This is a genomic window from Mesorhizobium sp. M0293, from assembly GCF_040321735.1.
In the GTDB taxonomy this organism is placed as follows: Bacteria; Pseudomonadota; Alphaproteobacteria; order Rhizobiales; family Rhizobiaceae; genus Mesorhizobium.
On the sequence record NZ_JAMYSA010000028.1, the window covers coordinates 1 to 25,823 of the forward strand.

Genomic DNA, 25,823 nt, shown 5'->3' on the forward strand with positions numbered 1-25,823 from the left:
TCACGCCGTGCTTTATGACCGCGGCCTCGCCGTTGGTGCGCGTCTATATCGTGATGCCGGCGGGGCGGCCCGCGGGTGTCGTCAACATCCTTGCTGTTCTCGGCGCCGCCGTCGGCGCCCCGATGGTCAGTCATCCCCTGGTTGAGATGGTGTCGTTCACCGGCTCCACCCGCGTCGGCAAGATGACGATGGCCTCGGCAGCGCAGTCGCTGAAGAAAGTCTCGATGGAACTCGGTGGCAAGAACGGCCAGATCGTCTTCCCCGACGCCGACCTCAAGGCTGCCGCCGACGCGGCGGTGTTCGGCGGCTTCTTCAATGCCGGCGAATGCTGCAATGCCGGCAGCAGGTTGATCGTGCATGAGGCGATCGCCGATGATTTTCTCGATGCCGTCAAGGCGCTCACCGCCAGGGTGACGATCGGCGATCCGCTCGATGACCAGACCAAGGTCGGCGCGATGATCTCATCCGATCACCTGGCCAAGGTGGCAGGTTACGTTGCGGCAGCCGCAACCGAAGGCAGCAGCGTCTACAGCGGCGGCAAGCAGCTGGCCTCCAATGCCGGCCAATACCTCGATCCCACCATCATCCGCGATGTCACCGAAGAGATGGCCATAGCGCGCGAGGAAGTTTTCGGCCCGGTGCTCTCGGTGCTGACCTTTGAATCGATTGAAAGGGCGTTGCACATCGCCAACAACACGCCCTATGGTTTGTCGGCGGGCGTGTGGAGCGCCAGCATCGACACTTGCATGTTGGTGGCGCGTGGCGTGCGTTCGGGGACCGTCTGGGTGAACACATTCATGGAAGGTTATCCCGAGCTTCCCTTTGGGGGTTACAAGCAGTCCGGTATCGGACGCGAACTCGGCAAACGCGCCGTCGAGGACTATACCGAAGAAAAGACAATCCAGTTTCACCGCGGCCAACGCACCGGATGGTGGGTCGGCTGAGTTGAGAAGAACCCGGTGGGCTTCCACCGGTCGTGTAATGCAACAAGGGAGGAAGTACATGTTGCGCAAACTGCTTATCGGAACGGCTCTCGCATCCGGTCTGGCTTTCGCGGCTCATGCCGAGGACGTCAAGGAAGTCCAGATGCTGCATTGGTGGACATCGGGCGGCGAAGCGGCTGCTCTCAACGTCCTCAAGGGTGACCTGGCCAAGGAAGGTTACGCCTGGAAAGACGTGCCGGTGGCCGGCGGTGGCGGCGACGCTGCCATGACGGCGCTGAAGGCAATGGTCGCGGCCGGCAATTACCCGACCGCCTCGCAGATGCTCGGCTACACCGTGCTCGACTATGCCGCTGCCGGCGTCATGGGCGACCTGACCGAGACGGCGAAGAAGGAAGGCTGGGACAAGTCCGTTCCGGCCGCCCTGCAGAAGTTCTCGGTCTATGAAGGCAAATGGGTCGCGGCTCCGGTCAACGTCCACTCGGTCAACTGGCTGTGGATCAACAAGGCCGTCATGGACAAGATCGGCGGCACCGAGCCGAAGACCTTCGACGACTTCGTTGCCCTGCTCGACAAGGCCAAGGCGGCAGGCGTGATCCCGCTCGCTCTCGGCGGCCAGAACTGGCAGGAAGCCACCATGTTCGACTCCGTCGTGCTGTCGACCGGCGGACCTGAATTCTACAAGAAGGCCTTCAACGACCTTGACGACGAGTCTCTCAAGTCCGACACGATGAAGAAGTCGTTCGACAACCTCGCCAAGCTCGTCACCTATGTCGACCCGAACTTCTCGGGCCGCGACTGGAACCTTGCAACCGCCATGGTCATCAAGGGCGATGCCCTTGTGCAGGTCATGGGCGACTGGGCCAAGGGCGAGTTTAACGCCGCTAAGAAAACGCCTGGCACGGACTTCCTGTGCTATCGCTTCCCGGGCACCGAAGGTTCGGTAGTCTACAACTCCGACATGTTCGGCATGTTCAACGTTCCGGACGACCGCAAGGCCGCCCAGGTCGCATTGGCCACCGCCACCCTGTCGAAGAGCTTCCAGTCGGCTTTCAACGTCGTCAAGGGTTCGGTTCCCGCCCGTACCGACGTTCCGGACACGGACTTCGACGCTTGCGGCAAGAAGGGCATCGCCGACCTGAAGGCAGCCAACGAAGGCGGCACGCTGTTCGGCTCGCTGGCCCAGGGCTATGGCGCGCCTCCGGCGGTCGCCAATGCCTACAAGGATGTCGTCTCCAAGTTCGTCCATGGTCAGATCAAGACCTCGGACGAGGCCGTGACCGAACTGGTCAAGGCCATCGACGACGCCAAGTAAGCGCCACACAAGAAAACGCCTTCCCCGCCCCGGTGGGGAAGGCTCCGATCCGCGAAGCCGGTTGGTCGCGCGTCGACGGGAGGAGCCTCATGAGCACGGTAGCGACAAGCCAGATCAAGCTGACGCCGGAGCACGCACGCCCGGGCGCCTCGGTGCGCTCGCGCCTGCAGGACGCCTTGCCCAAGATCGTGCTGGCACCGAGCTTTGCCATCACCATCGTCTTCGTCTACGGTTTCATCCTGTGGACGATCTATCTGTCCTTCACCAATTCCAAGACCTTCCCGTCCTATGCCATCACCGGCTCGCGTGCTTATCAGCGGCTGTGGGGCTGGACCTTCGACACCGACCCGCCATCAAGCTGGTACACGTCGATCACCAACGTGGGCATTTTCGGTTTTCTCTACATCTTCATCTGCCTGGCGCTCGGCCTGTTCCTGGCCATCCTGCTCGACCAGAAGATCCGCGGCGAAGGCGTGCTGCGGCCGATCTATCTCTATCCGATGGCGCTGTCCTTCATCGTCACCGGGGTTGCCTGGAAATGGTTCCTCGATCCCGGCCTCGGCCTCGAGCAGACCTTGCATCAATGGGGTTGGACGAGCTTCCATTTCGACTGGATCAAGAACAAGGATTTCGTCATCTACACGGTGGTCATCGCCGGTGTCTGGCAGGCCTCGGGCTTCATCATGGCGATGTTCCTGGCCGGTCTGCGCGGCATCGACGGCGAGATCATGAAGGCGGCGCAGATCGATGGCGCCACCACCTTCCAGCTCTACCGCCGCATCGTCATCCCGCTGCTGCGGCCGATCTTCCTGTCGGCCTTCATCGTGCTCGCGCACCTCGCCATCAAGTCGTATGACCTTGTCGTGGCGCTGACCAGCGGCGGCCCCGGCGGCTCGGCCTGGCTGCCCTCTAATTTCATGTACGAGTACACCTTCAAGCGCAACGAGATGGCCGTCGGCTCGGCCAGCGCCGTGATCATGCTGATGACCATCGTCGCCATCATCGTGCCCTATCTCTATTCGGAACTCAGGGAGAAGCCGCGATGAGCGCCGTCACCACTCCCGCCCGTCAGGCCTCAGGCGGCGTCAACGTCAAGCTCATCAACCGCATCGTCATCTACGGGCTCTTGGCGCTGTTTGCGCTGTTCTACCTGATGCCGCTGTTCGTCATGCTGGTGACCTCCTTCAAGACCATGGAAGAGATCCAGAACGGCAACATGCTGGCGCTGCCGCAAGCGCCGACCTTCGACCCATGGATAAAGGCGTGGAGCGAAGTTTGCTCGGGCCTGACCTGCGTCGGCATGAAGGGCTATTTCTGGAACTCGATCAAGATGGTGGTTCCGGCAGTCATCATCTCGACCCTGCTCGGCGCGCTCAACGGCTATGTGCTGACAAAATGGCGCTTTCGCGGGGCGACGCTGGTGTTCGGGCTGATGCTGTTTGCCTGCTTCATCCCGTTCCAGTCGGTGCTGTTGCCGATGGCGACCATCCTTGGCAGCATCGGCCGTTTCGGCGTGACTTTGCAGAATGCGATCGGAACGAGCTTCGGCCTCGGTAATTCGACAGTCAACCTGGTCTTCGTCCACGTTGTCTACGGCATCGGCTTCACCACGCTGTTCTTCCGCAACTACTACGAGGCGTTCCCAACCGAACTGGTCAAGGCGGCGCAGGTCGACGGGGCAAGCTTCTTCCAGATCTTCCGGCGCATCATGCTGCCCAACTCACTGCCGATCATCGTGGTGACGGTGATTTACCAGTTCACCAACATCTGGAACGACTTCCTGTTTGCCTCCGCCTATGCCGGCTCCGGCGACGTGATGCCGATGACGGTGGCGCTCAACAACGTCGTCAACACGTCGACCGGCGTCGTCGAATACAACGTCAACATGGCCGCCGCGATGATCGCGGCACTGCCCACCCTTCTCGTCTATGTGCTCGCCGGCCGCTACTTCGTGCGCGGTCTCATGGCTGGCGCCGTCAAAGGATAATCTGATGGCTTTTCTGGAAATTGATGGTCTGAGAAAGCGCTTCGGCCAGGTGGAGATCCTCAAGGGGATCGATGTCGAGCTTGAGAAAGGCGGCTTCCTAGTGCTGGTCGGCCCGTCCGGCTGCGGCAAGTCCACGCTTCTCAACACCATCGCCGGACTGGAAACAATCACTTCGGGCGAAATTCGTGTCGATGGCCGCACCATCAATGATCTGCATCCCTCGAAGCGCGACATCGCCATGGTGTTCCAAAGCTATGCGCTCTACCCGAACATGACGGTGGCCGGAAACATCTCCTTCGGCATGGAGATGCGCGGCGTGCCGGCGGCGGAGCGCCAGAAGGCGATCGACAAGGTGGCGAAGGTCTTGCAGATCGGCCACCTGCTGCAGCGCAAGCCGAGCCAGCTTTCCGGCGGTCAACGACAGCGCGTCGCTATGGGCCGGGCGCTGGTGCGCGACCCCAAACTGTTCCTGTTCGACGAGCCGCTCTCCAACCTCGACGCCAAGCTGCGCGTCGATATGCGCATCGAGATCAAGCGCCTGCACGCCACCACCGGCACCACCATCGTCTACGTCACCCACGACCAGATCGAGGCGATGACGCTGGCGACCAAGATTGCTGTCATGCGCGACGGCGAGGTACAGCAGTTCGGCACTCCGGCCGAAATCTACAACAACCCGACCAATCTGTTCGTCGCCGATTTCATGGGCTCGCCGGCGATGAACCTGATCCCGGCAACGATCGGCGCCAATGGCAACGCGCTGTCCGTCGTGCTCCAGCGCGAGGCGCGCGAGCCGATCAACCTGCCGATGGCCAATGCACCGACCGGCCTATCGGCATTCCAGGGCAAGCCGATCATCTTCGGCGTCCGTCCTGAAGCGCTGACCGACCCGGAAGGCGCCGAACGCAACGCCTCGAACATCGCCACCGCCGACTGTCATATCGAGGTCGTCGAACCTGCAGGCTCCGACACCTTCGCCGTCACCAATCTCGGCGGCAAGGGCGTGGTGGCGCGGCTGCGTGCCGACGCCAACATCCAGCCGGGCACCAACACGCCGCTCGCCTTCAACCTGACAAAGGCTGTGTTCTTCGATCCGGCGACCGAGAGCCGCATTCGCTGACGGCCATGACAAATCCGGACATCGTCATCATCGGCTCCGGCATCGGCGGCGCAACGATCGCCTCCGGCCTTGCCGGCAGCGGCGCGAACATCCTGATGCTGGAACGCGGTGTGCCGTTGCCGGCGACGCCGCACGCGCGTGACACGCGTTCGATTTTCATCAACGGCCACTACCGGCCGAAGGAGATGTGGCGCGAAGCGGGAGGGGCTGCCTTCAATCCCGGCAACTACTACTATGTCGGCGGCAATTCAAAATTCTATGGCGCTGTGCTGATCCGCTACCGCAAGGAAGACTTTGCCGCCATGGAGCATTTCGGCGGCGTCTCGCCGGCCTGGCCGTTTTCCTATGAGGAGTTCGAGCCCTGGTATTCGAAAGCCGAACAGCTGTTTCGCGTGCGCGGTGCACTGGGCGAGGACCCGACCGAGCCGTTCCATTCGCTCCCGTATGCCTACAAGCCAGTGCCCGACGAGGCCCCCATCGCCCGCGCCCGTGCCGAGCTGAAAAGCCTCGGCCTACATCCGGCCTCGCTGCCGCTCGGCGTCGACATCGACACGTGGCTGAAAGAGGGCAAGACCGGCTGGGATGCTTTCCCCAACACCGGCCAGGGCAAGGTCGACGCTCAGACGGGACCACTGACGGCGGCACTCAACGACAGCAACATCCGGCTTGAGACCAGCTGCCATGTCGAGTACCTGGAAGCGTCGCCCGACGGCAAAAGCATCGCCACTATCCACTATCAGCAGGACGGCGAGGCGAAGAAAGTATCACCGAAGCTGGTCATCCTCTCTGCCGGCGCGGTCAATTCCGCCGTCATCCTGCTTCGCTCGCCCTCGCCAGACGGCAAAGGCGTCGCCAACCGCTCCGACCAGGTCGGCCGCAATTTCATGAACCACAATTCGAGCGCCATGCTGGCGATCGACCCGCGCCGCCGCAACGATGCCGTCTACCAGAAGACGCTGATGCTGAACGACTATTATTTGTCAGACGGCAAGGGTGGCAAGCCGCTCGGCAATGTCCAGCTTCTCGGCAAGATCGACGGCAACATGCTGAGGGCCAATGTAAAGTTCGCGCCGAAATTCGCGCTCGATTTCATGGCCGGCCACGCCGTCGACTGGTACCTGATGTGCGAAGACCTGCCCGATCCCGAAAGCCGCATCATGGTCGACGGCAAGGACATCGTCATGCAGTGGCGGCGTTCCAACATGCAGTCACTTGACGGGTTGACCAAGGTGATGCGCGAAAACTTCCGCGCTTGCGGCTATCCGATTGTTCTGTCGCGGCCTTTCGACAAGCGCACCCCTTCGCACCAGTGCGGCACGGTGAAGATGGGCGACGATCCGGCGACCGCACCGCTCGACCCCTTCTGCCGGTCCTTCGACCATCGGAACCTGTTCGTCGTCGATGCCAGTTTCCTGCCCAACTCGGCCGCCGTGAACCCGGCCCTGTCGATCGCGGCACAAGCGCTGCGCGTCGCCGATCATATCCGCAAGATGGACCTCGCCGTATGACCCGCCCGGCGGCCATCGTCACCGGCGGCGCGCGCGGCATCGGGCTTGCTAGCGACCAGCCGGTCGCGCGTGCCGGCTTAGACTTCCTGGTCGCCCATCTGGCCGATCAAGCGAGGGATGGTCTTGCTACTGATATTGCCGGCCGAGGCGCGAAATTCGCTTATGTCCCTTGCGACATCGCCGATCTCGCCAGCCACACCACGCTTGTCGATGCCGCGACGCGCGCCTTCGGCCGCATCGACTGCCTGGTCAACAATGCCGGCGTCGGCGCTGCCGTGCGCGGTGACCTGCTGGACCTCAAACCGGAGAATTTCGACCGCACGCTGGGCATCAATCTGCGCGGCACCGTGTTCCTCAGCCAGGCTGTCGCCAAGGCAATGCTGGCTACACCGGGCGACCACACAAAATCGATCATCACCATCACGTCGGTCAGCGCCGAAATGGCATCACCGGAACGACCGGACTACTGCATCTCCAAGGCCGGGCTTTCGATGTGGGTGAAGAACCTGGCGCTTCGGCTTGCGCCCGAAAACATCGGCGTGTTCGAGGTGCGGCCCGGCATCATCCGCACCGACATGACATCCGGCGTGACCGCCAAATACGACGCGCTCATCGATAGCGGGCTGGTGCCGGCCAAGCGCTGGGGCGAAGCCTCAGACATCGGCGCAGTGGTGGCGGCGCTCGCCGGCGGCAGATTCGGCTTTTCGACCGGCTCGATCATCAATGTCGACGGCGCGCTCTCCGTGCCGCGGCTGTAAGTGGACAGTGTCATGACCGATTACATCATCGTGGGCGCCGGTCCGGCCGGCTGTGTTCTGGCCAACCGATTGAGCGAGGATCCGGCAAATTCGGTCCTGCTGCTGGAGGCCGGCGGCAAGGACTGGCATCCCTATATCCACATGCCGGCGGGCTTTGCCAAGATGACCAAGGGCATTGCCTCCTGGGGCTGGTCGACGGTGCCGCAGAGGCACATGAAGGATCGCGTCTTCTGGTACACGCAGGCCAAGGTCGTCGGCGGCGGCTCGTCCATCAACGCCCAGATCTACACGCGCGGCAACGCCCGCGACTATGATACTTGGGAGAAGGAAGAGGGTCTCGCCGGCTGGGGCTATCGCGATGTGCTGCCTTACTTCAAACGCGCCGAGAACAACCAGCGCTACGCCAACGACTTTCACGGCGACCAAGGCCCGCTCGGCGTGTCGAACCCGATTTCGCCGCTGCCGATCTGCGAGGCCTATTTCCGTGCCGGCCAGGAGATGGGCATCCCCTTCAATCCGGATTTCAACGGCGCCAGCCAGGAAGGGGTCGGCTATTACCAGTTGACTCAGAAGGATGCCCGCCGCTCCTCCGCTTCTGTCGCCTATCTCAGACCGATCCGCTCCCGCAAGAACCTGACCGTCAGGACCGAGGTGCTGGTGACCCGCATCGTCGTCGAGAAGGGCCGTGCTATAGGCGTCGAAATCGTCGACAAGCCAGGCGGCGAGAAGGAAATCCTGCGCGCCGAGCGCGAGGTGATCGTCTCGTCCGGCGCCATAGGCTCGCCGAAACTCTTGATGCAGTCGGGCATCGGTCCGGCCGATCATCTGAAATCGGTCGGCGTGACGCCGGTTCATGATTTGCCCGGCGTCGGCTCCAACATGCAGGACCATCTCGATTTGTTCGTCATCGCCGAATGCACCGGCGACCACACCTACGACAACTACGCCAAGCTGCACCGCACGGCCTGGGCCGGCCTGCAATACCTGCTGCTGAAGAAGGGGCCGGTGGCCTCCAGCCTGTTCGAGACCGGCGGCTTCTGGTACGCCGACCCGACTGCCGCGTCGCCCGATATTCAGTTCCATCTCGGTTTGGGCTCCGGCATCGAGGCCGGCGTCGAGAAGCTGAAAAATCCGGGCGTCACTTTGAACTCGGCCTTCCTGCGCCCGCGCTCGCGCGGCACGGTGCGGCTGAAGAGTGCAGATCCCGCCGACCACCCGCTGATCGATCCGAACTACTGGTCCGATCCCTATGACCGCGCCATGTCGATCAAGGGGCTGAGACTGGCGCGTGAGATCATGCGACAGAAGGCGCTCGCCCCCTATGTGATGCGCGAAGTGCTCCCCGGCCCGTCTCTCGCCAGCGACGACGAGCTGTTCGATTATGCCTGCCGCAGTTCCAAGACCGACCATCATCCCGTCGGCACCTGCCGCATGGGCCATGACGAGATGGCTGTGGTGACACCGGATCTGCGGCTGCGCGGCATCGAAGGCCTGCGCGTCTGCGACGCCTCGGTGATGCCGCGTGTGCCCTCCTCCAACACCAACGCGCCGACCATCATGGTCGGCGAAAAGGGCGCCGACCTGATCCTCGGCCGCGAGCCGCTGCCGCCGGCCGTGTTTTCTGGAAATCGAGCGGCTTAGGGACAAAAAATGATCAGGCACTGTGTGTTCGCTAGATTCCGCAACGATGTTCCCGTCGCCGAGCGCATGGCGATCCATGCCGACCTCGAGGCGCTGCGACAGGTTATCGACGGCATGGACGCGGTAAATTTCAGCGCCAATGTCAGCCCGGAGCCGTTCGTGCGCGGCTTCACCGACGGCTTCACCATCGATTTCCGCGATGCGGCCGCGCGCGATGCCTATCTGGTGCATGAGGCGCATCAGCGCGCCGGCGCAAGACTGGTCGCGGCGCTCGAAGGCGGCACCGACGGACTGATGGTCTTCGACCTGAGGATTGCTCCTTAGGACAAGATGCTCACGTTCAATCGAAAAATTGGGGCACATTTGTAGATGTGCTTGGTTTCGTCGCCCCATTGGTGAAATGGGTGATCGCGAGACGACACCTGGACTAACCGAGCCTGAGCGCAACGACACCGGCGACGATGCTCAGCGCGGCGGCACCGCGCCAGCCTGTCATCTTCTCGCCGAGCGCGAACACCGAGATCATCATGGCGAACAGGATCGAGGTTTCGCGCAGCGACGCCACCGAGGCGATCGGCGCCTTGGTCATCGCCCACATCACGATCCAGTAGGCCGCACCGCTGAGCACTCCGGTGAACAGCCCTGCCTTCCAGTCGCGCGCCAGCACCGGCAGCGCCTTCGGCCCACGGAAGATGAGGCATAGCACCAAGGCGCCAAAAGCATCGCAGATGAACAGCCAGGCGGCATAGCTCTGCGCCGTGGCGGCCAGCCTCGCGCCGCTGCCGTCCGACAGTGTGTAGCTGGCAATGAAGATCGAGGTGGCCAGCGCAAAGCCGACCGCGCGCAAGTTGAGCCTCTCCAGATGCGCGCCGCCGCGAAACGACATCACCAGCGTGCCGGCCGACAACAGAAAGATACCCAGAATGGCAAGCGGGGCCGGAACCTCGGCGACGACGAACATGCCGCCAAGCGCCGCCAGCAGCGGTGCGGTGCCGCGCGCCAACGGATAAGTCTGGGCGAAGTCGCCGGCCTTGTAGGCGCCGATCAGGAAAGTCCGGTAGCCCATGTGGAAAAACACGGAGGCGACGATGTAGGGCCACACTTGCGCCTTCGGCATTTCGACGAAGGGCAGCACCAGGAGGGCCGCGGCGCCCATACCGAGGGTCATCAGCGTGGCGGTCGAGATGGACCTTGACCAGCGCGTTCCAGATCGCATGCATGGCGGCGGCCGCAAGCACTGCGAAGAAGACGAAAAGTGTCATGGGGCGATGCCGGGTGTTTCCAGGTCGATGTCGATCCGGAGCGGGAAATGATCCGACGCAACTTCGCCGATGTCGGCGCCAACCGAGCGCACGCGCCCGGTAAACATGCCGCCGACGAAACAATGGTCGAGCCGCCGCTTTGCCACCCTGCCGTCGATCGTCTTTACATGGGTGTGGAAATCCTGAGCCGGCTCGCCGGCCACGGCAGCGGCATCGACGAAACCGTCAAGGTAAGCGGCCCCGCGATGGTAGGGCGTGCTGCCGACGATGCGGCGATATTCGGCACTGTCCGGCTCCATGTTGAAATCGCCCATCCAGATCGCCGCCAGTGGATTTTCTGGCTCAGCTTCGCCGCTAGTCCAATTGCGTACGGGCTCGTCGTCGACGCCGCTCCACGGCCCGCCAGCCGACGGTGCCAGCCGGTGCTCGGCCATGAGATAGTCGATCTGCTCCAAGCGCTCCTCGACCGCGATGTGGGCGAGATGCAGCGATAACACCCGCACCGGGCCCGCTGGCGTGCGGATCATGCACTCGAGTGCCGCATTGCGCGTGTTGAGCGGCCGCAGCGTACGGCGCATCGGCAGCGCATGCAGTCGCGACCAGACGATCGGCAGCTTCGACAGCACCATGGTGCCGAACTGCCGGCGCCGGTTGACCAGACGGCCGTCGCGCCGCTCGCTGGCATCCATGTCGAAAGCTGGGCCGTAAACCCAGTGATAGTCCGGCAGCAGGCGCGAAAGCAGTTCCGGCTGGTCGTCGAAATTGCTGCGCTGCCAGTGCCGCTCGACCTCCTGCAAGGCGATGATGTCGGCACCGGCAACGAGGCGCGCTGCGCGCGAAAGATCGTAGCGCCCGTCGCCGCCGAACCCGTACTGGATGTTGTAGCTGACCAGCTTCATTGCTTATCCGGCTCAATGTTGAATGGCAGTAGCGGTTCGGCAGATTGGTTGCAATGTGCCGGGCGAGCGACGGGGCTGGGCCAGCGGCCAAAGTATGATCTCGAAAAGTGGAACCCGATTTTTCGGAATAGATCATGCTCAAACAGGAATCAGAGCCTGCTTCATCTTGATTCCATCGGGATGGAGCAGGCTCTATGTCGTCAGCGGCTGGAACCGGCCGGGTGGCGACGCCGCCAGTTCGGTCCAATCGATCTCTTCCTCGAGGCGGTGATAGGCTTCGTCACCGATCGTGCCGTTGCGGCGCAGTTCCTCCAGCACGTCGCGCTGGCTCTTGATGGCATAGAGGCGCAAGCGGTCATATTCGGTGGCCGCCTGGGCATCGTCAGGATTTTTGGCGATCTTGCGTTGAGCGGCATATTGCTCGCGCACCGCAGCCGCCGCGTCCGATGTCTTGCCGCTCAATATGTCGAGGGCGGCCTGCATCACCACAACGCGTGCCTGCGCAACCTCGCGATCAACGGTTTCGTCCGGGTCGAGGTTCAGCAGGCGCAGCAGCGGCTTCAGGCTCATGCCTTGCAACACCAGCGTGCCGAGCACGACCGTGAAGGCAGCGAGCACGATCGGGTCGCGGGCGGGGAACTCAGCCGGCAAGGCGAATGCCGCCGCAAGCGTCACCAGACCGCGCATCCCGCACCAGCCGATGAGCATGCCGCCGCGAAGCGATGGCGCGTCCCGCTGACGATCCGCGCTGCCGAAACGGGCAAACCACCTGATGATCGCGCCGCAGCCCAGCACCCAGATCAGACGTGAAACGATGACGATGGCAAGCACGATACCGGCCAGGACGAACGCATCGGTCTGCCCCGCGCCGGCAAGCCTGCCAACAATCGTGCGCGCCTGCAGGCCCATCAGCACGAAAGCCAATACATTGAGGACAAAGACTGCCGTTTCCCAAACTGAATAGGAGCTGATGCGGTTTCTGGCCGGCATGCGGCGCGGCGCGGTGCGGGCGATGGTCATGGCATAGACCACGATGGTGATGATGGCGGAAAGGCCCAGCCTGTCGGCCAGGATCCAGACCCCGAATGTGCCGGCAAACTGCACCACCGTGCCACTCGCCGGGTCCTCGATGCGGCCCAGCGTCATCAGAGACAGTCGGCCAAGCAGATAGCCGGCCGCCAGGCTGCCAAGGGTGGACAGCAGGATCATCGGAACGGCGCTGCTCAACAGAATCGAGCCTGCTGCCGCCGAAACCGCAATCCGGTAAATTAGCAGCGCCGTGGCATCGTTGAGCAGGCTCTCGCCCTGCAGGATGGCGGTGATGCGGTGCGGCACCTTGAACTGGCCAAGCACAGCCGAAGCCGCAACCGCATCGGGTGGCGCCACGATGGCGCCAAGAGCGATGGCCGCCGCGATCGGCAGGCCTGCCATCGTCCAGCCGACCAGAGCCACGGTCGCCGTGGTGAAAAGGACGGCACCGAGCGCCAGCAACGCAAGCGGCACCCTGTAGCGGTTGAGATCGCGCAAAGACGTGTCATAGGCGGCATCGAGCAACACCGGCGCGATAAACAGGGCAAGCGCCAGTTCCGGATCGATCTCGATCATTGGCGCACCTGGCACGAAGGCGATGCCCACCCCGGCCAAAGCCAGCAGGGACGGATAAGGAATCTCCAGCCGTCGCGACAGCGCCGTCAGTGCGACGGCGATCAAAAGCAGGACAAGCGTGAGTTCGAAAAGAGCCATGGCTTGTTATATCCGTGAAGCGGAATTGGCGGCAGTGGCAAAGCGGCCAAGCGCAGGATGTTCGATCGGCGAGCCGGCCGGCCTTCAGGCGAGTCGCAGCTATGGATAGCGCGCCGGCTCGAGAACATTCTATTTGGACGGATCCAGGATGTGTCGAGGTTGAGGTCACACCGGATCGAAAATGATGGTTCCTGGAACCGGAGCGTAATTAATTTGGGATAGGTGAGGCACCGGGAGCGCAGGAAACCTGCATTTGCGGCCGGCCTCACCTGAATATCGGCACGGCCTAGTGCAGCACCAGCATGTCGCTCGACGAGAACGAGATCTCGGCCTTTTCACCGACCGCGGGGGGCGGCGTTGCCGGGCTGTTGAACGTGTCGAGCGAGACTGTGCTGCCGCCGATGCCGACGCGAACCCGGATGACGGAGCCGAGGAAATGCACCTCGGAGATTTCGCCGGAAAGGCTGGAGTCGCGGCCGGGCTGACGGCCGAGCGAAATCGCTTCCGGGCGGAGCGCCAGCGACAGCGTGTCACCGGATTTGGAACCGTTGAGCTTGCCCTTGAGCGAGACCTCTTCGCTGTTGACCCGCACCGTGCCTGCCGAGGCATCGGTGACGGTGCCTTCCAGCACGTTCAGCGTGCCGACGAAGTTGGCGACGAACTTGGTTGCCGGGCGGTTGTAGATCTCGAACGGCGTGCCGACCTGCTCGGCCTTGCCGCCATGCATGACGGCGATGCGGTCCGAGATCGACAACGCCTCTTCCTGGTCGTGCGTCACGAAGATGGTGGTGATGCCGAGCTTCTTCTGGATCGAGCGGATTTCCTCGCGCAGCGACACACGCACCTTGGCATCGAGCGCCGACAGCGGCTCGTCGAGCAGCAGCAGCTTCGGCTTCGGCGCGATGGCGCGAGCCAGCGCGATGCGCTGCTGCTGGCCACCCGAGAGCTGGTAGGGATAGCGATCCGCCATCTGCGGCAGCTTGATGATGTCGAGCATCTCGGCGACACGGGCATCGATGTCAGCCCTAGGCATGCCCGCGACCTTGAGGCCGAAGCCGATATTCTGCGCCACGGTCAGGTTCGGAAACAGCGCATAGGCCTGAAACACCATGCCGACATTGCGCTGGTTGGGCTTCAGCCTCGTAATGTCCTTGCCACCGACGACGATCTTGCCGGCGCTCGGCTCCTCGAAGCCCGCGACCATCCGCAGCACCGTGGTCTTGCCGCAGCCGGACGGGCCGAGGAAAGAGACGAATTCGCCGCGTTCGACGTCGAGATTGAAATCCTCCACCACGGTGGTGGCGCCGAAGGATTTTCGAACGTGCTGGATGGACAGGAACGGGTCGGCCATGGCTTTGACTTTCAGTTCGGACGGCTCGCCGATCTCGGCGCGAAGCGGGACAGGATTTGGATCAGCGACATGCAGCCCCAGGTAATGGCGAAGGCGATAATGGCGAGCGCTGCCGGCTCATAAGCGCGATTGGCGCCGATATTCTGCAGATAGGGGCCGAAAGCCGGCCGATTGAGCAGGCTCGCCATGGTGAACTCGCCAATGACGATGGCGAAGGTCAGGAAGGCGCCCGAGAGCACCGCGATCAGCACATTGGGCAGGATGACGCGGGTGATGATCGTCCCCCAACCGGCACCAAGGATCTGTGCCGCTTCCGTGAGGGTACGCACGTCGATGGTGCGAAGCCCTGTGTCGACGGCGCGATACATATAAGGCAACGCCAGTGTCGCATAGCCGATGACCAGCAAGGCATTGGTGCCTGTATCGGTCGCCAGGAACGGCAGCGGCGAATTCGACCCGTACATTCTGATGTAGCCGAAGACGATGACGATGGCCGGGATGACCAGCGGCAGCAGCGTGATGAACTCGACGATCGGCCGCAATTGCGGCAGGCGCAGCCGGATCCAGTATGCAGCCGGCACCACGATGAGCACGCCGAGAATGATGGTAAAGACGGCGGCGAGCACCGAATAGCCGAAGGTCGCCTGGAAGCGGGCATCGCCGAGCACGACCTTGTAGGCGTCGAAGGAGTACTCGCCACGCCGCATGCGCATGGAGAACTCCACCGTCGCGATCAGCGGAATGAAGAAATAGGCCGCGCCCAGCGCGAAGACGACCCAGGCCCAGAACCTGCCAGCCTTCATTTGAGCCACCTCTCGGAACGGGTGCGGAACCAGATGTAGAAAACATTGGCAAGACCGGTGATGACGATCATGCCGAAGGCTATGGCGTAGCCGAGATGGGCATTGTGCAGCACATCTCCACGGATCTGGGCATAGAGCAGGATCGGCACGATGTTGAGCGACGAGCCGGTCAATGCATAGGCGGTGGCGATAGCGCCGAAGGCATTGGCGAACAACAGGATCACGGTGCCGAGGAAACTCGGCCAGATCACCGGAATGACCACCATGCGCCAGTACTGCGACATGGTCGCGCCCAGCGTCGCGGCGGCCTCGCCCCATTCCTTTTTCAGCCCGTCGATGGCTGGCACGATGATGACCACCATCAGCGGTATCTGGAAATAGACATAGGTCAGCGTCAGGCCCCAGAATGACAGGATGTTGAAGCCATGCGCGTAGATGTTGAGGCCGAACAGGGTGTTCAGGATCACCGTCGCAAGGCCGAGCCGGCCGAGCGTGGCGAGGAAGGCGAAGGCCAGCGGCACGCCGGCAAAATTGGAGGCCACGCCGGAAAACGTCAGTGTCGCCGAGCGTATCCAGTCCGGCAGGCCGCCGCGCACAATGGCGATGGCGATGGCGAGACCTGCGAAGGCGCCAATCAGCGATGAAGCAAGACTGACCTTGATCGAAATCCAGTAAGCGGCAACGATCGACGGTTGCGCCAGCGCCGCGATGTTTTCGAGGGTGAATTCGCCGGCATCGTTCTGGAATGCGCCCAGCATCAGATAGAGCGTGGGCAGGATCAGGAACATGATGGCAAAGATGAAGAACGGCGCGACGCCAAGCCATTGCGTGGGCAGCCGCATGCTGCGTGCTTCGGCGGGAGGCGCAGTCTTGCCGGTAACAGCGTGGTCGGACATTGAGATATCGGTCATGCGCCGGCTACCGTCTTCGAGAGAAAGACCGGGCGACCCAGAGGCCGCCCGGCATGGCGTAACTTACTTGACGTTGGCGCCGACAACGGCATCCCAGTTCTTGGTGATGGCTTCCTTCGCCTTGCCCTGCTCGTCGAGCGTCGGGAACGCCGCGGCCGCATAGGACTCAGCCGGCGGCAGCTTGGCCAGCACGTCCGCCGGGATCTTGTTGTTCTTGGCAAGATCGTTGAAGCGGATCGGGTGGCAATAGCCCTTCAGCCAAGCGATCTGGCCTTCGTCGGAATAGAGGTATTCCAGCCAGAGCTTGGCTGCGTTCGGGTGCGGCGCGTAGGCGCTGATCGCCTGCACGTAGACGCCAGCGACGACACCGGTCTTCGGCACGACGACGTCGACGGGCGGGTTGCCCTTCAGCGTGTCGCGGCCGGCGAGCGCGTTGTAGTCCCAGGTGACGAGGATCGGAGTCTGACCCTGCGCGAGCGTGGCGGCCTTGCCGATGACCGGCACGAAATTACCGGCGGCATTGAGCTTCTTGAAGAAATCGAGGCCGGCGGTGCCAGCAGCTTCACCAGCGGCGGCACCCGACGACAGGCCAGCGGCATAAACCGCCTGGATGGCCTGATTCGACGCGCGCGGATCACCGGCCAAAGCGACCGAGTTGGCGAATTCCGGCTTCAGCAGGTCGGCCCAGTCCTTCGGCGATTCCTTGACCAGATCCTTGTTCACCTGGAAGGACAGCACGCCGTAATAGTCGCCGGTCCAGAACCCTTCGGCGTCCTTGGCGCTCTCTGGGATCGAGTCCCAAGTCGACACCTTGTAAGCCTGGATCAGGCCATCCTTCTTGGCCGACGGGCCGAACGACAAGCCGACGTCGATGACGTCGGGCGCCTGCGGGCCCTTGTTGTCCTTGTTGGCCTTGATCGCCTCGACCTCGTCACCGGAACCGGCATCGGGGTTGAGTTCGTTGACGGTGATTTCCGGATACTTCGCCTTGAAACCGGCGATGACGTCGCCGTAACCGCACCAGTCATGCGGCAGCGCGATGGTGGTAAGCTGGCCTTCGGCCTTGGCGGCCTTGACGAGATCGTCCATCGAATCCGCGGACGAAATCACCGTCGACGCGAAAAGCGCCGCGGCCGAAAGGGAAAGCACTTTCCCCGTGAATTTGAACATGTGTTCTCTCCGTTGAACTGACGCCGTTGGACGCCTGCGATGCGGTATCGTTTTCATGTGACAGCCAGATGAAAGCTTTATGAAACCGGCTGCTCGCAGTGCGAAAAAGTAAACTCTTTTTAACCGGCTGTAGCAATCGCTTCGCGATTCTTTTTCCGGCTAACTAATTTCTGCCTTGCCCGTCATCCTCCCCCTTGTTTTTGTAGCCCCTTTTCAAATCAATTTGCGATGCGGAAAACGCCTCAGACCGTGCCGGCGATGGCGTTTTCGAGCAAGGTCAGCGCCGCCTTCTTGGTCAGCTTGACCGGGTTGCCGCCGGCGGTCGGATCGACCACCGCCATGTCGGCGATCAGCCCCTTGCGCTTCTTGTCCATGTCGAGCCCCTTGATCAGGCCCGGCAGCGCGTGCGGCACCTTCAATTCCTTGCGCAGCTTGATGATCGCCTTGGCGAAGCCGTCGAAGCCGCCCTTGATGCCACAATAAGCGGCGAGCCGGCCAATACGCTCCTCGATGGAGTCACGATTGAAGGCCAGCACATAGGGCATGAACACCGCATTGGTCATCCCGTGATGGGTATCGTAGAGCGCGCCGATCGGATGCGACAGCGAATGGATGGCGCCGAGCCCCTTCTGGAAGGCGGTGGCGCCCATCGCGGCGGCGCTCATCATATGGGCGCGCGCGACGAGATCCTTGCCGTTGGCAAAAGCCTTCGGCAGGTTTTCGAAAACCAGCCTGACGCCTTCGACGGCGATGCCGTCGGCCATCGGATGATAGCCCGGCGCGCAATAAGCTTCGAGGCAGTGGGCAAGCGCGTCCATCCCAGTGCCGGCGGTGATGAAGCCGGGCATGCCGACCGACAGTTCCGGATCGGCGATGACGATTGCCGGCAAAAGTTTCGGATGGAAGATGACCTTCTTGGTGTGCGTCGCTTCATTGGTGATGACGCCGGCGCGGCCGACCTCCGATCCGGTGCCGGCGGTGGTCGGCACGGCGATGATCGGCGCGATGGCATCCGAATTGGCGCGCGTCCACCAGTCGTCGACATCCTCGAAGTCCCACACCGGCCTAGTCTGCCCGGCCTGGAAGGCAATCAGCTTGCCGAGATCGAGCGCCGAGCCGCCGCCGAAGGCGATGACGCCGTCATGCTTGCCCTTCTTGAACACGGCGATGCCGGCGGTCAGATTGGATTCGACCGGGTTCGGCCTGACCTCCGAGAAGACGCCATAGGGAACCTTGGCGTCGTCAAGGATCTTCAGCGTCGAGGCGACGACCGGCAGTTTCGCCAGGCCTGGATCGGTGACGAACAGCGGCCGCTTGATGCCGGTGGCCGCCAGCACCTCAGGCAATTCCTTGATGCGCCCCGCGCCGAAGCGGACGGTGGTGGGGTAGTTCCATTTGGAGATCAGCCTGGACATTTTTTCTCGATTTCAGGACATTGTGGGTGGTGGCTATTGGGTGAAAGTGTTCTGAACCCGCCGGGACTTCTGCATGTATAGAATCCAGATTACGGAATAGACGATCGAGTGTTGAATATTCTTTGCCGCCTCTCCATCGAACAAAGCCACGCCTTGCGCCTCAAAGATATCGCCAAGAAGGATGCTCCCGGCGGCAAGATCGGTCAGGATAGAGACGGGACTGACGGCGGCCCAGACGATGTAAAGGTGTGGAAAGGCCCGCCTCTTGCCAATCAGCAAAACGAGCAAGCCCAGCGGGCAGGCGACCGCGATCGCCAGATATCCGAAAATCTCCGTTACGACGAAGACCTGCTGCGCACCGGTTAGTAGGCTAAAATACTCGGACAGGCCGATATGGTGCTCGAAAACAACCAGACCAGCCAGAGGCATGAAAATGAGGCCAAGCATCGGCATGACGAGGTAGCCGCCAATACCCTCTGGCCCCTGACGGGCCAATGGTGCGGACGGCTGTATCTCAGACATTTCTCCTCCTTGAGTGGTCCAATACTCGGTACTCAGGCAGCTCAGATGGCTTCGCGCAGATGGAAAGATTTCGGCCTGGTCAGATTGTCGTAGCCGATGGCCGACAGCCCAGCACCCTTGCCGGTGTCCTTGACGCCGGTCCAGACCAGTGCCGGATCGAGGTAGTCGCAGCGGTTCATGAACACCGTGCCGGTCTCGACGCGGTCGCCGATCGCCACCGCATGCTCGGTATCACGTGTCCAGATCGAAGCGGTCAGTCCGTAGGGGCTGTCGTTCATCAACGCGATCGCCTCTTCGTCATTGCGCACCTTCATGATGCCGACGATCGGCCCAAAACTCTCCTCGCGCATGACGCTCATCTGATGATCGACATTGGTCAGCACTTCCGGCGCCAGATAGGGCGAACCGGCCTTGTCGTTCGTCACCTTCATGTTGATGTGCGCCGCCGCGCCTTTGCGCAATGCCTCGGCCTTCTGTTCGCGGATCAGGTCGGCGAAGCGCGCCTGCGCCATCGGCCCCATCGTCGTCGCCTGGTCGAGCGGATTGCCGACGACATAGTTCTTCGTCTCGGCGATGAAGCCTTCGACGAATTCGTCATAGACCTTTTCGTGCACATAGACGCGTTCGATGCCGCAGCAGCACTGTCCGGAATTGTAGAAGGCGCCGTCGACCAGATTGGCGACCGCATGGTCCATCTTGGCGTCGGGCAGCACATAGGCCGGATCCTTGCCGCCAAGCTCCAGGCCGAGCGTCATGAAGGTGCCCGCCGCCGCTCTTTCGATGGCGCGGCCGCCGGCGACCGAACCGGTGAAATTGACATGGTCGATCTTGCCCGAGCCGAGCAGCTTCTCGGTCTGGGCGTGGTTGAGCACGATATTCTGGAACACACCCTTCGGCAGACCGGCCCTGTCGAAGGCCTGCTGAAAGCGCTCGCCAACCAGCAGCGTCTGCGCCGCATGCTTGAGGATGACGGTGTTGCCGGCCATCAGCGCCGGCACGATGGTGTTGACGGCGGTGAGGTAAGGATAATTCCACGGCGCGATCACCATGACCACGCCGAGCGGATCCTTCTTCACATAGCGGCGGAAGCCATCCTTCGGGTTGGAGGCCGGCACCGACTTGAGCGCCGCCTCGGCGATCTCGACCATGTAGTTGGTGCGTTCCTTGACGCCGCCGAACTCGCCGCCATAGCGAACAGGCCGCCCCATCTGCCAGGCAATCTCCGGCACGATCTCGTCGGTCATCGCGACCAGCGCTTCCAGCATCGCCAGCATGTACTTGCCGCGCTCGACGATCGGCGTCTCAGCCCACTTCTCCTGCGCCGCTTTGGCGCGCTCGACCGCGGCGTTGATCGCCTGGTCCGTTGCCACGGGCCTCTCGGCATAGATCGAGCCATCGACGGGGGATATGAGTTTCACGGTTTCCAATTAAACGTCTCCAAATCAACAAGGAACTGTTTTGACGAAGCCAGCCGAGCCATAGGCAAGGATCGCGCGATCGCGGGTGATAATTTCCAAATTCTTCGAACGCGCCGTAGCTATGATGATCCTATCTGTTGGATCGTTGTGAACGACGCCGGGCAGGAACGAAGACTCGACCAAGAGCTCACAGTCGATCCCTTCAACACTCGTTGCACCAGCCTGCACGAACCGTTCAAACCATGCGAGCGGTGACTTGATGAACGGAAGCCGGCCTTTAGAAACCAGCATTCCGATTTCCCAAGCGGACATGACGGAAACGGCGATCACGTCGCCATTTTTCCGCGCGCTGGTCACCCTCTCAACCGCCGCTCTCGCGACCGGTTGTTCCGTCGACAGCCACAGTATGAAGCATGTGTCCAGGAGCACCCCATCAGTCGTCATACACCTTGCCCCAGTCCGGATCCGCGGGTGCGGTGTAATCGACGTCCGGGAGAAGCGTGAGCGTCCCAGCCATGCATCCAAACAACGGATCGCCGCCTCGAGGCGGCACGATGTATTCTCCAGCGGTGTCGTTTACGTCTAACGCATTCTCGAAATCCACCTGCCCCTCCATGAAGCCGGGACGACGCTCCGCCGCCTTCGCATCCGAAGAGCCCAGGTGGACCAACACCTCGCTTTCCGGCTGGTCGAAAATTTCAGCGATCTTGCGTATTTCATCAACTTGCATACGCCGCTCGCCGTTCAGCGTCCGCGACAGGGCGCTGTAGTGCATGTTCATTTGGGTGGCCATGCGGCGCACCGTCAGGTTGCGCTCCTTCATCTGACTGTCAAACCACACCTTGTCGACATTGGCTTTGCCTTGGGGCAATCCTGCCTCCCGTATGTTGCGATGCCATAATCGCAACATAGTGCGAAAAACACAACACTGTCAATATCGCTCGAATCCTCTGTGCAGTTCCCAATCCGTAATCCGGCGGTCGTATTCGAACTGCTCCCACTTGGCGGTATGGACATAGTGTTCAAGCACGTCCTCGCCGAGCGCCTCCTTCAGCATCATCGAGTTCGTCAGCGTCTCGGTGGCATCGCGCAGCGTCTTCGGGATCTCCGGCAGGCGAGATGCCTGATAGGCATCGCCGACAAACGGCTTTTGCAGTTCCAGCTTCTCGTCGATGCCGGCAAGACCGGCCGCGATCAGCGCTGCGAAGGCGAGATACGGGTTGAGGTCTGCGCCGCCGATGCGGCATTCCATGCGGATGCCCTTGGTGCCCTCGCCGCACAGCCGGAAACCGGCGGTGCGGTTGTCCTCGCTCCACATGATCTTGGTCGGCGCGAAGGTGCCGGCCTGGAAGCGCTTGTAGGAATTGACGTAAGGCGCCAGGAACCAGGTGAATTCGTTGGCGTATTTGAGTTGGCCCGCCGCCCATTGCTGGCCGAGCGTCGATAGCGTCCACTCCGCATTTTTGTCGAAGAACAACGGCGTCTTGCCGTCGGCGCTCCACAGCGAATTGTGGATGTGGCTGGAATTGCCGGCGAGCCCGTAATTGTATTTGGACATGAACGAAATCGCCTTGCCCTCGGACTCGGCGATTTCCTTGGCGCCGTTCTTCAGGATGACGTGGCCGTCGGCCATGTCGAGCGCCTCGGCGTAGCGCACATTGATCTCTTCCTGGCCGGGACCCCATTCACCCTTGGAATTCTCGATCGGGATGCCGGCGGCTTCCATCTCGTTGCGAAGCCGGCGCATGACGCCTTCTTCCTTGGTGGTGATGCCGATCTGGTAATCGCCGATATAGGGCGATGCCGTGTCGAGGCCCTGCCAATGCTTCTTGCGGGCGGAATCGTAGGTCTCGTTGAACAGGTAGAATTCCAGCTCTGAAGCGAAATAGCCGATATAGCCGCGCTCCGTCAGCCGCTTGACCTGCTTCTTGAGGATGGCGCGCGGCGAGTGCGGCAGGTCGTCATGCGTGTGGTGGTCGAGCACGTCGCAGATCACGAGTGCGGTCTTTTCCAGCCACGGAATGCGCCGCAGCGTGGCTAGATCCGGCTTCATGACGAAGTCGCCATAGCCCTTCGACCAGCTCGCCGCCTTGTAACCGGGCACCGGCTCCATATCGATGTCGGCGGCCAGGAGATAGTTGCAGCCATGCGTTTCGTCATGCGCGGAATCGACGAAGTATTGCGCCAGGAACCGTTTTCCCGCCAGCCGGCCCTGCATGTCGACGATGCAGGCCAGCACCGTGTCGATCTCGCCGCTGGAGACCGCTTTCTTCAATTGATCGAACGAGAAATTTCCGGCCATTCCTTTGGCACTCCAGCGCTTGACGGATTGAGGGGGGCAAACGAAACCATGGCCGGCAAAAACGCCGGCCATGGCCATGATGGTTGATGTCAGTAGCCGGTTTCGCCGACGGCCAGTTCGGCGGCCGCGATGGCAGCCTTGCGCTTGGCAATCTGGTCGCCGATCGGTGGACCCTGGAAGCGGCGGTTCTCGAAACCGAACCAAAGCACGGCGGTCAGCACAATGAAGCCAATGGTGATGTAAAGCACCTTGTCGTTCGGCGGCTGGATGGCGATGTAGAAGATGATCGCCATGCCGACGACCGACAGGGCGCAAAACAGCTTGAACAGCCCGGCGCCGAGGTCCCACGGGCCTGGATTCGGCCATTTCGCCGTTCCGAAAGTCATCATGCCGAGCACGATCGGAATGATGAACGACAGGAACAGGAACACCAGCGTCGAATTGACGACGATGGTGTAGATGTTGGTGCCGCCGATCGAAATGAACTGCGCAAGAAAGACATAGATGATCTCGAGCACCGCAGCGGTCCAGATCGCGTTGACCGGCGTGCGCCAGGTCGGGTTGACTTTGGCGAGCGATGCGGAACCGAACGGCATGCCACCGTCACGCGAGAAGGCAAACAACATGCGCGAGGCCGAGGTCACCGTGGCGAGACCGCACAGGAACTGCGAGATCAGGATTGCGAGATACAGCAACGTCTTCAGCCAGACTGGCATGATCGCGTCCATGGTGGCGAAGAACACGTTCCAGCCCTGCTTGGCGCCGGCGGCCAGGTCGGGGATTGCCAGAACGATTGCGCACAGCATCACCCAACCGATTAGCGAAGACCAGAGCACGGACGAAACGATCGCCTGCGGCACCGAGTGTGCTGCTTTCTCTGTTTCTTCGGAGGTATGCGCCGACGCGTCGTAGCCGGTAATGGTGTAGACCGGCAGAAGCAGGCAGAGCAGGAACAGGTAGCTCATGGAGTCGGACTGCGGGAAGACACCGCCACCGGCGTCGCCCGAATAGTTGGTGAATGTCCACAACCGGGTGATATCGATCGCGGGCGCAAACACCAGGCAAGCCACGATCAGTACTGCCGTCGCGCCCAGGATGAGGAAGCCCGAAGCATCCGTCAGCATGGCCGTGAGCTTGATGCCAAAATGGTTGAACAGCGCCTGCAGCACCGTGATGAAGGTAACGAACCCGACGATCTCCCCAGGCGTTCCGGTGATGCCAAACCAGCTTCCAAACGTTCCGACAAAGAAGAATGCGGTGCCGATATTGATCGCGCCCAGCACGGTAATCAGGCCGAGCAAATTGAGCCAGGCGGTCAGCCAGCCGGTGAAGCGGTTTCCGAGGATCGAAGACCAGTGATAGAGGCCGCCAGCGGTCGGAAATGCCGAGGCAATCTGCGCCATCGCAAGGGCAAAGCAGGCCGAAAGACAACAGCCGACGATCCAGCCGATGCCCGCCGCGGCGCCGCCGATCGACCCGGTGGCTTGTGCAAAGGAATTGATGCCACCCGAAAGGATGCAGATGATCGAGAACGAGATCGCGAAATTCGAGAAGCGGCTCATGCTTCGCGACAATTCCTGGGCATAGCCCATACCGTGGAGAACCTTGAGGTCCTCCTTCTTGTCAATGTCTGTGTAACCCGGTGCTATCATTGGAAGTCCCCTGTTGTTTCAGAACGAGATGAGTCAGTCTCATCTTGTTCTGGCTAGCCGATTGAACTGACTTTCCGACTGAATGCGATCTGGCCGACTGAATGCGATCTGGTCTGTCCTGCCTCCTCCGGCTCCAGATCCGAAAAAATGCCCGTGAGCAGATCCGCCCATTTCCGCTGCCCGGTCTCGCCGGAAATTTCATCATTGCGGATTTCGATCATCGCGCAAGGCAAGCCGCGCGAGCGCGCATGGCGTTCCAGCGTGAAATAGACGCGGTCGGCCGGCGAATAGGGCTCGTTGACGCCGACGGTGACGCCGGCAAGCCGTTTCAGCGCTGATATCAACGGCGATGCCAGCCGGCGGTCCTCGTCATGGATGATGCCGATGTGCCAGGGCCGGTTTTTGGATTTGTAGACTGGCGTGAAGGAGTGGACCGAAACCAGGCGGGTCGCCTGCCCGCGCGCCAGCCTGTCACAGACAATCTGATCGATGGCGGCGTGAAACGGCTGCCATGACAAGGCGATGCGCGCCGCGCGCCCATCTTCCGACAGTCCGGTATTGCCCGGTATGGCTGTTGTCTCACTGACTGGCGGTATCAAATCGGGCGCGTCGAGCGGCCGGTTGCAGTCGATAACGAGACGCGAGATACGGGTTTCGACCAGCGTGGCATCGAGCGCCTGCGCCATGCGGCGCGCAACCGGCAGCGCGCCGGGATCCCAGGCGATGTGGCGCGACAGGTCCTCTGCGGCAAGGCCGAGCGTGCCGAATTCAGCGGGAAGGAAGTTCGAGGCGTGATCGCAGGTCAGCACAAAAGGGCTCGATCCGCCGGGGTTCGTTACCCTCACGGTATCAGACGCTGCAAGGCTGGCGGGCCGTGCTTTCTCCATAGTCTACTGTCCCCGGGGGCGCTGTATCGTATGTTACGTATTTTGTGTCATTGCGTCCCTATGGATGATTTCATACAGTTTGGGCGACTTTGTCAAATGCGATTTCGGAAAAGACCTTCGACCGGGCCGAAGCGTTTTGCAGCCAGATAGAATCACTTGGCGTCGCAGAAATGGGGCCAAGACAAACAGACGGAGCGGAATGGTTTACCATCCCGCTC

The 25,823-nt window shown here is 61.8% G+C and carries 23 protein-coding genes and 1 pseudogene; 9 read left to right on the top strand and 15 right to left on the bottom strand.

Annotation, left to right across the window (positions count from 1 at the left end; translation table 11 throughout):
• The 9 genes from NKJ06_RS12995 to NKJ06_RS13035 form a co-directional block, all read left to right on the top strand.
• The coding region (locus tag NKJ06_RS12995; protein WP_352809956.1) for an aldehyde dehydrogenase family protein at positions 1 to 944 on the top strand (944 nt) is incomplete at its 5' end.
• Positions 945 to 1,002: 58 nt separating this feature from the next.
• A complete protein-coding gene (locus NKJ06_RS13000) occupies positions 1,003 to 2,256 on the top strand; it encodes an ABC transporter substrate-binding protein (protein ID WP_352632755.1) in 1,254 nt (417 codons plus the stop codon).
• A gap of 89 nt (positions 2,257 to 2,345) precedes the next feature.
• Complete coding sequence (locus NKJ06_RS13005; RefSeq protein ID WP_352632754.1) at positions 2,346 to 3,302, top strand: carbohydrate ABC transporter permease; 957 nt, start codon at positions 2,346 to 2,348, stop codon at positions 3,300 to 3,302.
• Positions 3,299 to 4,243 (top strand): carbohydrate ABC transporter permease, encoded by a 945-nt coding sequence (locus NKJ06_RS13010; RefSeq protein ID WP_352632753.1) that lies wholly within the window; start codon positions 3,299 to 3,301, stop codon positions 4,241 to 4,243. The genes NKJ06_RS13005 and NKJ06_RS13010 overlap by 4 nt, the downstream gene beginning before the upstream one ends.
• Positions 4,244 to 4,247: 4 nt before the next feature.
• Positions 4,248 to 5,363: an ABC transporter ATP-binding protein gene (locus NKJ06_RS13015; protein WP_352632752.1), complete on the top strand. Its 1,116-nt coding sequence runs from the start codon at positions 4,248 to 4,250 to the stop codon at positions 5,361 to 5,363.
• A gap of 5 nt (positions 5,364 to 5,368) precedes the next feature.
• Complete coding sequence (locus NKJ06_RS13020; RefSeq protein WP_352632751.1) at positions 5,369 to 6,871, top strand: GMC oxidoreductase; 1,503 nt, start codon at positions 5,369 to 5,371, stop codon at positions 6,869 to 6,871.
• On the top strand, positions 6,868 to 7,629 hold the full coding sequence (locus NKJ06_RS13025) for a 3-ketoacyl-ACP reductase (RefSeq protein ID WP_352809957.1): 762 nt from the start codon (positions 6,868 to 6,870) through the stop codon (positions 7,627 to 7,629). Before NKJ06_RS13020 ends, NKJ06_RS13025 begins: the two co-directional genes overlap by 4 nt.
• A gap of 12 nt (positions 7,630 to 7,641) precedes the next feature.
• Entirely contained in the window at positions 7,642 to 9,270 is a 1,629-nt protein-coding gene (locus tag NKJ06_RS13030; RefSeq protein WP_352632749.1) for a GMC family oxidoreductase, read from the top strand.
• 9 nt (positions 9,271 to 9,279) lie between these two features.
• The gene (locus NKJ06_RS13035; RefSeq protein WP_352632748.1) at positions 9,280 to 9,594 is read left to right on the top strand and encodes a Dabb family protein; all 315 of its coding nucleotides are present in this window, start codon (positions 9,280 to 9,282) and stop codon (positions 9,592 to 9,594) included.
• 103 nt (positions 9,595 to 9,697) lie between these two features.
• On the opposite strand, the pseudogene NKJ06_RS13040 reads toward NKJ06_RS13035, so the two are convergent.
• From NKJ06_RS13040 to NKJ06_RS13110, 15 genes and pseudogenes are all read right to left on the bottom strand, one after another.
• Positions 9,698 to 10,532, bottom strand: a pseudogene (locus NKJ06_RS13040) (EamA family transporter).
• On the bottom strand, positions 10,529 to 11,431 hold the full coding sequence (locus tag NKJ06_RS13045) for an endonuclease/exonuclease/phosphatase family protein (protein WP_352632746.1): 903 nt from the start codon (positions 11,429 to 11,431) through the stop codon (positions 10,529 to 10,531). The pseudogene NKJ06_RS13040 and the gene NKJ06_RS13045 overlap by 4 nt, the downstream one beginning before the upstream one ends.
• A 192-nt stretch (positions 11,432 to 11,623) precedes the next feature.
• The gene (locus NKJ06_RS13050; protein WP_352632745.1) at positions 11,624 to 13,174 is read right to left on the bottom strand and encodes a cation:proton antiporter; all 1,551 of its coding nucleotides are present in this window, start codon (positions 13,172 to 13,174) and stop codon (positions 11,624 to 11,626) included.
• 286 nt (positions 13,175 to 13,460) lie between these two features.
• On the bottom strand, positions 13,461 to 14,525 hold the full coding sequence (locus NKJ06_RS13055; protein ID WP_352632744.1) for an ABC transporter ATP-binding protein: 1,065 nt from the start codon (positions 14,523 to 14,525) through the stop codon (positions 13,461 to 13,463).
• Positions 14,526 to 14,536: 11 nt separating this feature from the next.
• A complete protein-coding gene (locus NKJ06_RS13060) occupies positions 14,537 to 15,328 on the bottom strand; it encodes an ABC transporter permease (RefSeq protein ID WP_352632743.1) in 792 nt (263 codons plus the stop codon).
• On the bottom strand, positions 15,325 to 16,239 hold the full coding sequence (locus NKJ06_RS13065; protein ID WP_502905614.1) for an ABC transporter permease: 915 nt from the start codon (positions 16,237 to 16,239) through the stop codon (positions 15,325 to 15,327). Before NKJ06_RS13065 ends, NKJ06_RS13060 begins: the two co-directional genes overlap by 4 nt.
• Before the next feature lie 63 nt (positions 16,240 to 16,302).
• A complete protein-coding gene (locus NKJ06_RS13070; RefSeq protein ID WP_352599577.1) occupies positions 16,303 to 17,409 on the bottom strand; it encodes an ABC transporter substrate-binding protein in 1,107 nt (368 codons plus the stop codon).
• A 242-nt stretch (positions 17,410 to 17,651) separates the two neighbouring features.
• The gene (locus NKJ06_RS13075; RefSeq protein ID WP_352632742.1) at positions 17,652 to 18,824 is read right to left on the bottom strand and encodes an iron-containing alcohol dehydrogenase; all 1,173 of its coding nucleotides are present in this window, start codon (positions 18,822 to 18,824) and stop codon (positions 17,652 to 17,654) included.
• A gap of 33 nt (positions 18,825 to 18,857) precedes the next feature.
• Complete coding sequence (locus NKJ06_RS13080) at positions 18,858 to 19,346, bottom strand: DUF2569 domain-containing protein (protein ID WP_352632741.1); 489 nt, start codon at positions 19,344 to 19,346, stop codon at positions 18,858 to 18,860.
• 41 nt (positions 19,347 to 19,387) lie between these two features.
• Entirely contained in the window at positions 19,388 to 20,773 is a 1,386-nt protein-coding gene (locus NKJ06_RS13085; protein WP_352632740.1) for an aldehyde dehydrogenase family protein, read from the bottom strand.
• Between the two features lie 15 nt (positions 20,774 to 20,788).
• Entirely contained in the window at positions 20,789 to 21,208 is a 420-nt protein-coding gene (locus NKJ06_RS13090) for a type II toxin-antitoxin system VapC family toxin (RefSeq protein ID WP_352632739.1), read from the bottom strand.
• Positions 21,198 to 21,635: a helix-turn-helix domain-containing protein gene (locus NKJ06_RS13095; RefSeq protein ID WP_352632738.1), complete on the bottom strand. Its 438-nt coding sequence runs from the start codon at positions 21,633 to 21,635 to the stop codon at positions 21,198 to 21,200. Before NKJ06_RS13095 ends, NKJ06_RS13090 begins: the two co-directional genes overlap by 11 nt.
• Positions 21,636 to 21,695: 60 nt before the next feature.
• Positions 21,696 to 23,066 (bottom strand): glutamine synthetase family protein, encoded by a 1,371-nt coding sequence (locus NKJ06_RS13100; protein ID WP_352632737.1) that lies wholly within the window; start codon positions 23,064 to 23,066, stop codon positions 21,696 to 21,698.
• 89 nt (positions 23,067 to 23,155) lie between these two features.
• Entirely contained in the window at positions 23,156 to 24,718 is a 1,563-nt protein-coding gene (locus NKJ06_RS13105; RefSeq protein WP_352809958.1) for an amino acid permease, read from the bottom strand.
• Between the two features lie 53 nt (positions 24,719 to 24,771).
• The gene (locus tag NKJ06_RS13110) at positions 24,772 to 25,605 is read right to left on the bottom strand and encodes an N-formylglutamate amidohydrolase (protein WP_352632735.1); all 834 of its coding nucleotides are present in this window, start codon (positions 25,603 to 25,605) and stop codon (positions 24,772 to 24,774) included.
• Positions 25,606 to 25,823 lie beyond the last annotated feature (218 nt).

Bases quoted from the DNA above. Each gene is read 5' to 3' on its own strand.
- NKJ06_RS13015 (WP_352632752.1), top strand. From the start codon at position 4,248: ATGGCTTTTCTGGAAATTGATGGTCTGAGAAAGCGCTTCGGCCAGGTG.
- NKJ06_RS13025 (WP_352809957.1), top strand. From the start codon at position 6,868: ATGACCCGCCCGGCGGCCATCGTCACCGGCGGCGCGCGCGGCATCGGG.
- NKJ06_RS13030 (WP_352632749.1), top strand. From the start codon at position 7,642: ATGACCGATTACATCATCGTGGGCGCCGGTCCGGCCGGCTGTGTTCTG.
- NKJ06_RS13110 (WP_352632735.1), bottom strand. From the start codon at position 25,605: ATGGAGAAAGCACGGCCCGCCAGCCTTGCAGCGTCTGATACCGTGAGG.
- NKJ06_RS13035 (WP_352632748.1), top strand. From the start codon at position 9,280: ATGATCAGGCACTGTGTGTTCGCTAGATTCCGCAACGATGTTCCCGTC.
- NKJ06_RS13105 (WP_352809958.1), bottom strand. From the start codon at position 24,718: ATGATAGCACCGGGTTACACAGACATTGACAAGAAGGAGGACCTCAAG.
- NKJ06_RS13065 (WP_502905614.1), bottom strand. From the start codon at position 16,239: ATGACCGATATCTCAATGTCCGACCACGCTGTTACCGGCAAGACTGCG.
- NKJ06_RS13050 (WP_352632745.1), bottom strand. From the start codon at position 13,174: ATGGCTCTTTTCGAACTCACGCTTGTCCTGCTTTTGATCGCCGTCGCA.
- NKJ06_RS13100 (WP_352632737.1), bottom strand. From the start codon at position 23,066: ATGGCCGGAAATTTCTCGTTCGATCAATTGAAGAAAGCGGTCTCCAGC.
- NKJ06_RS13075 (WP_352632742.1), bottom strand. From the start codon at position 18,824: ATGTCCAGGCTGATCTCCAAATGGAACTACCCCACCACCGTCCGCTTC.
- NKJ06_RS13020 (WP_352632751.1), top strand. From the start codon at position 5,369: ATGACAAATCCGGACATCGTCATCATCGGCTCCGGCATCGGCGGCGCA.
- NKJ06_RS13000 (WP_352632755.1), top strand. From the start codon at position 1,003: ATGTTGCGCAAACTGCTTATCGGAACGGCTCTCGCATCCGGTCTGGCT.
- NKJ06_RS13055 (WP_352632744.1), bottom strand. From the start codon at position 14,525: ATGGCCGACCCGTTCCTGTCCATCCAGCACGTTCGAAAATCCTTCGGC.
- NKJ06_RS13010 (WP_352632753.1), top strand. From the start codon at position 3,299: ATGAGCGCCGTCACCACTCCCGCCCGTCAGGCCTCAGGCGGCGTCAAC.
- NKJ06_RS13060 (WP_352632743.1), bottom strand. From the start codon at position 15,328: ATGAAGGCTGGCAGGTTCTGGGCCTGGGTCGTCTTCGCGCTGGGCGCG.
- NKJ06_RS13070 (WP_352599577.1), bottom strand. From the start codon at position 17,409: ATGTTCAAATTCACGGGGAAAGTGCTTTCCCTTTCGGCCGCGGCGCTT.
- NKJ06_RS13005 (WP_352632754.1), top strand. From the start codon at position 2,346: ATGAGCACGGTAGCGACAAGCCAGATCAAGCTGACGCCGGAGCACGCA.
- NKJ06_RS13080 (WP_352632741.1), bottom strand. From the start codon at position 19,346: ATGTCTGAGATACAGCCGTCCGCACCATTGGCCCGTCAGGGGCCAGAG.
- NKJ06_RS13090 (WP_352632739.1), bottom strand. From the start codon at position 21,208: ATGACGACTGATGGGGTGCTCCTGGACACATGCTTCATACTGTGGCTG.
- NKJ06_RS13045 (WP_352632746.1), bottom strand. From the start codon at position 11,431: ATGAAGCTGGTCAGCTACAACATCCAGTACGGGTTCGGCGGCGACGGG.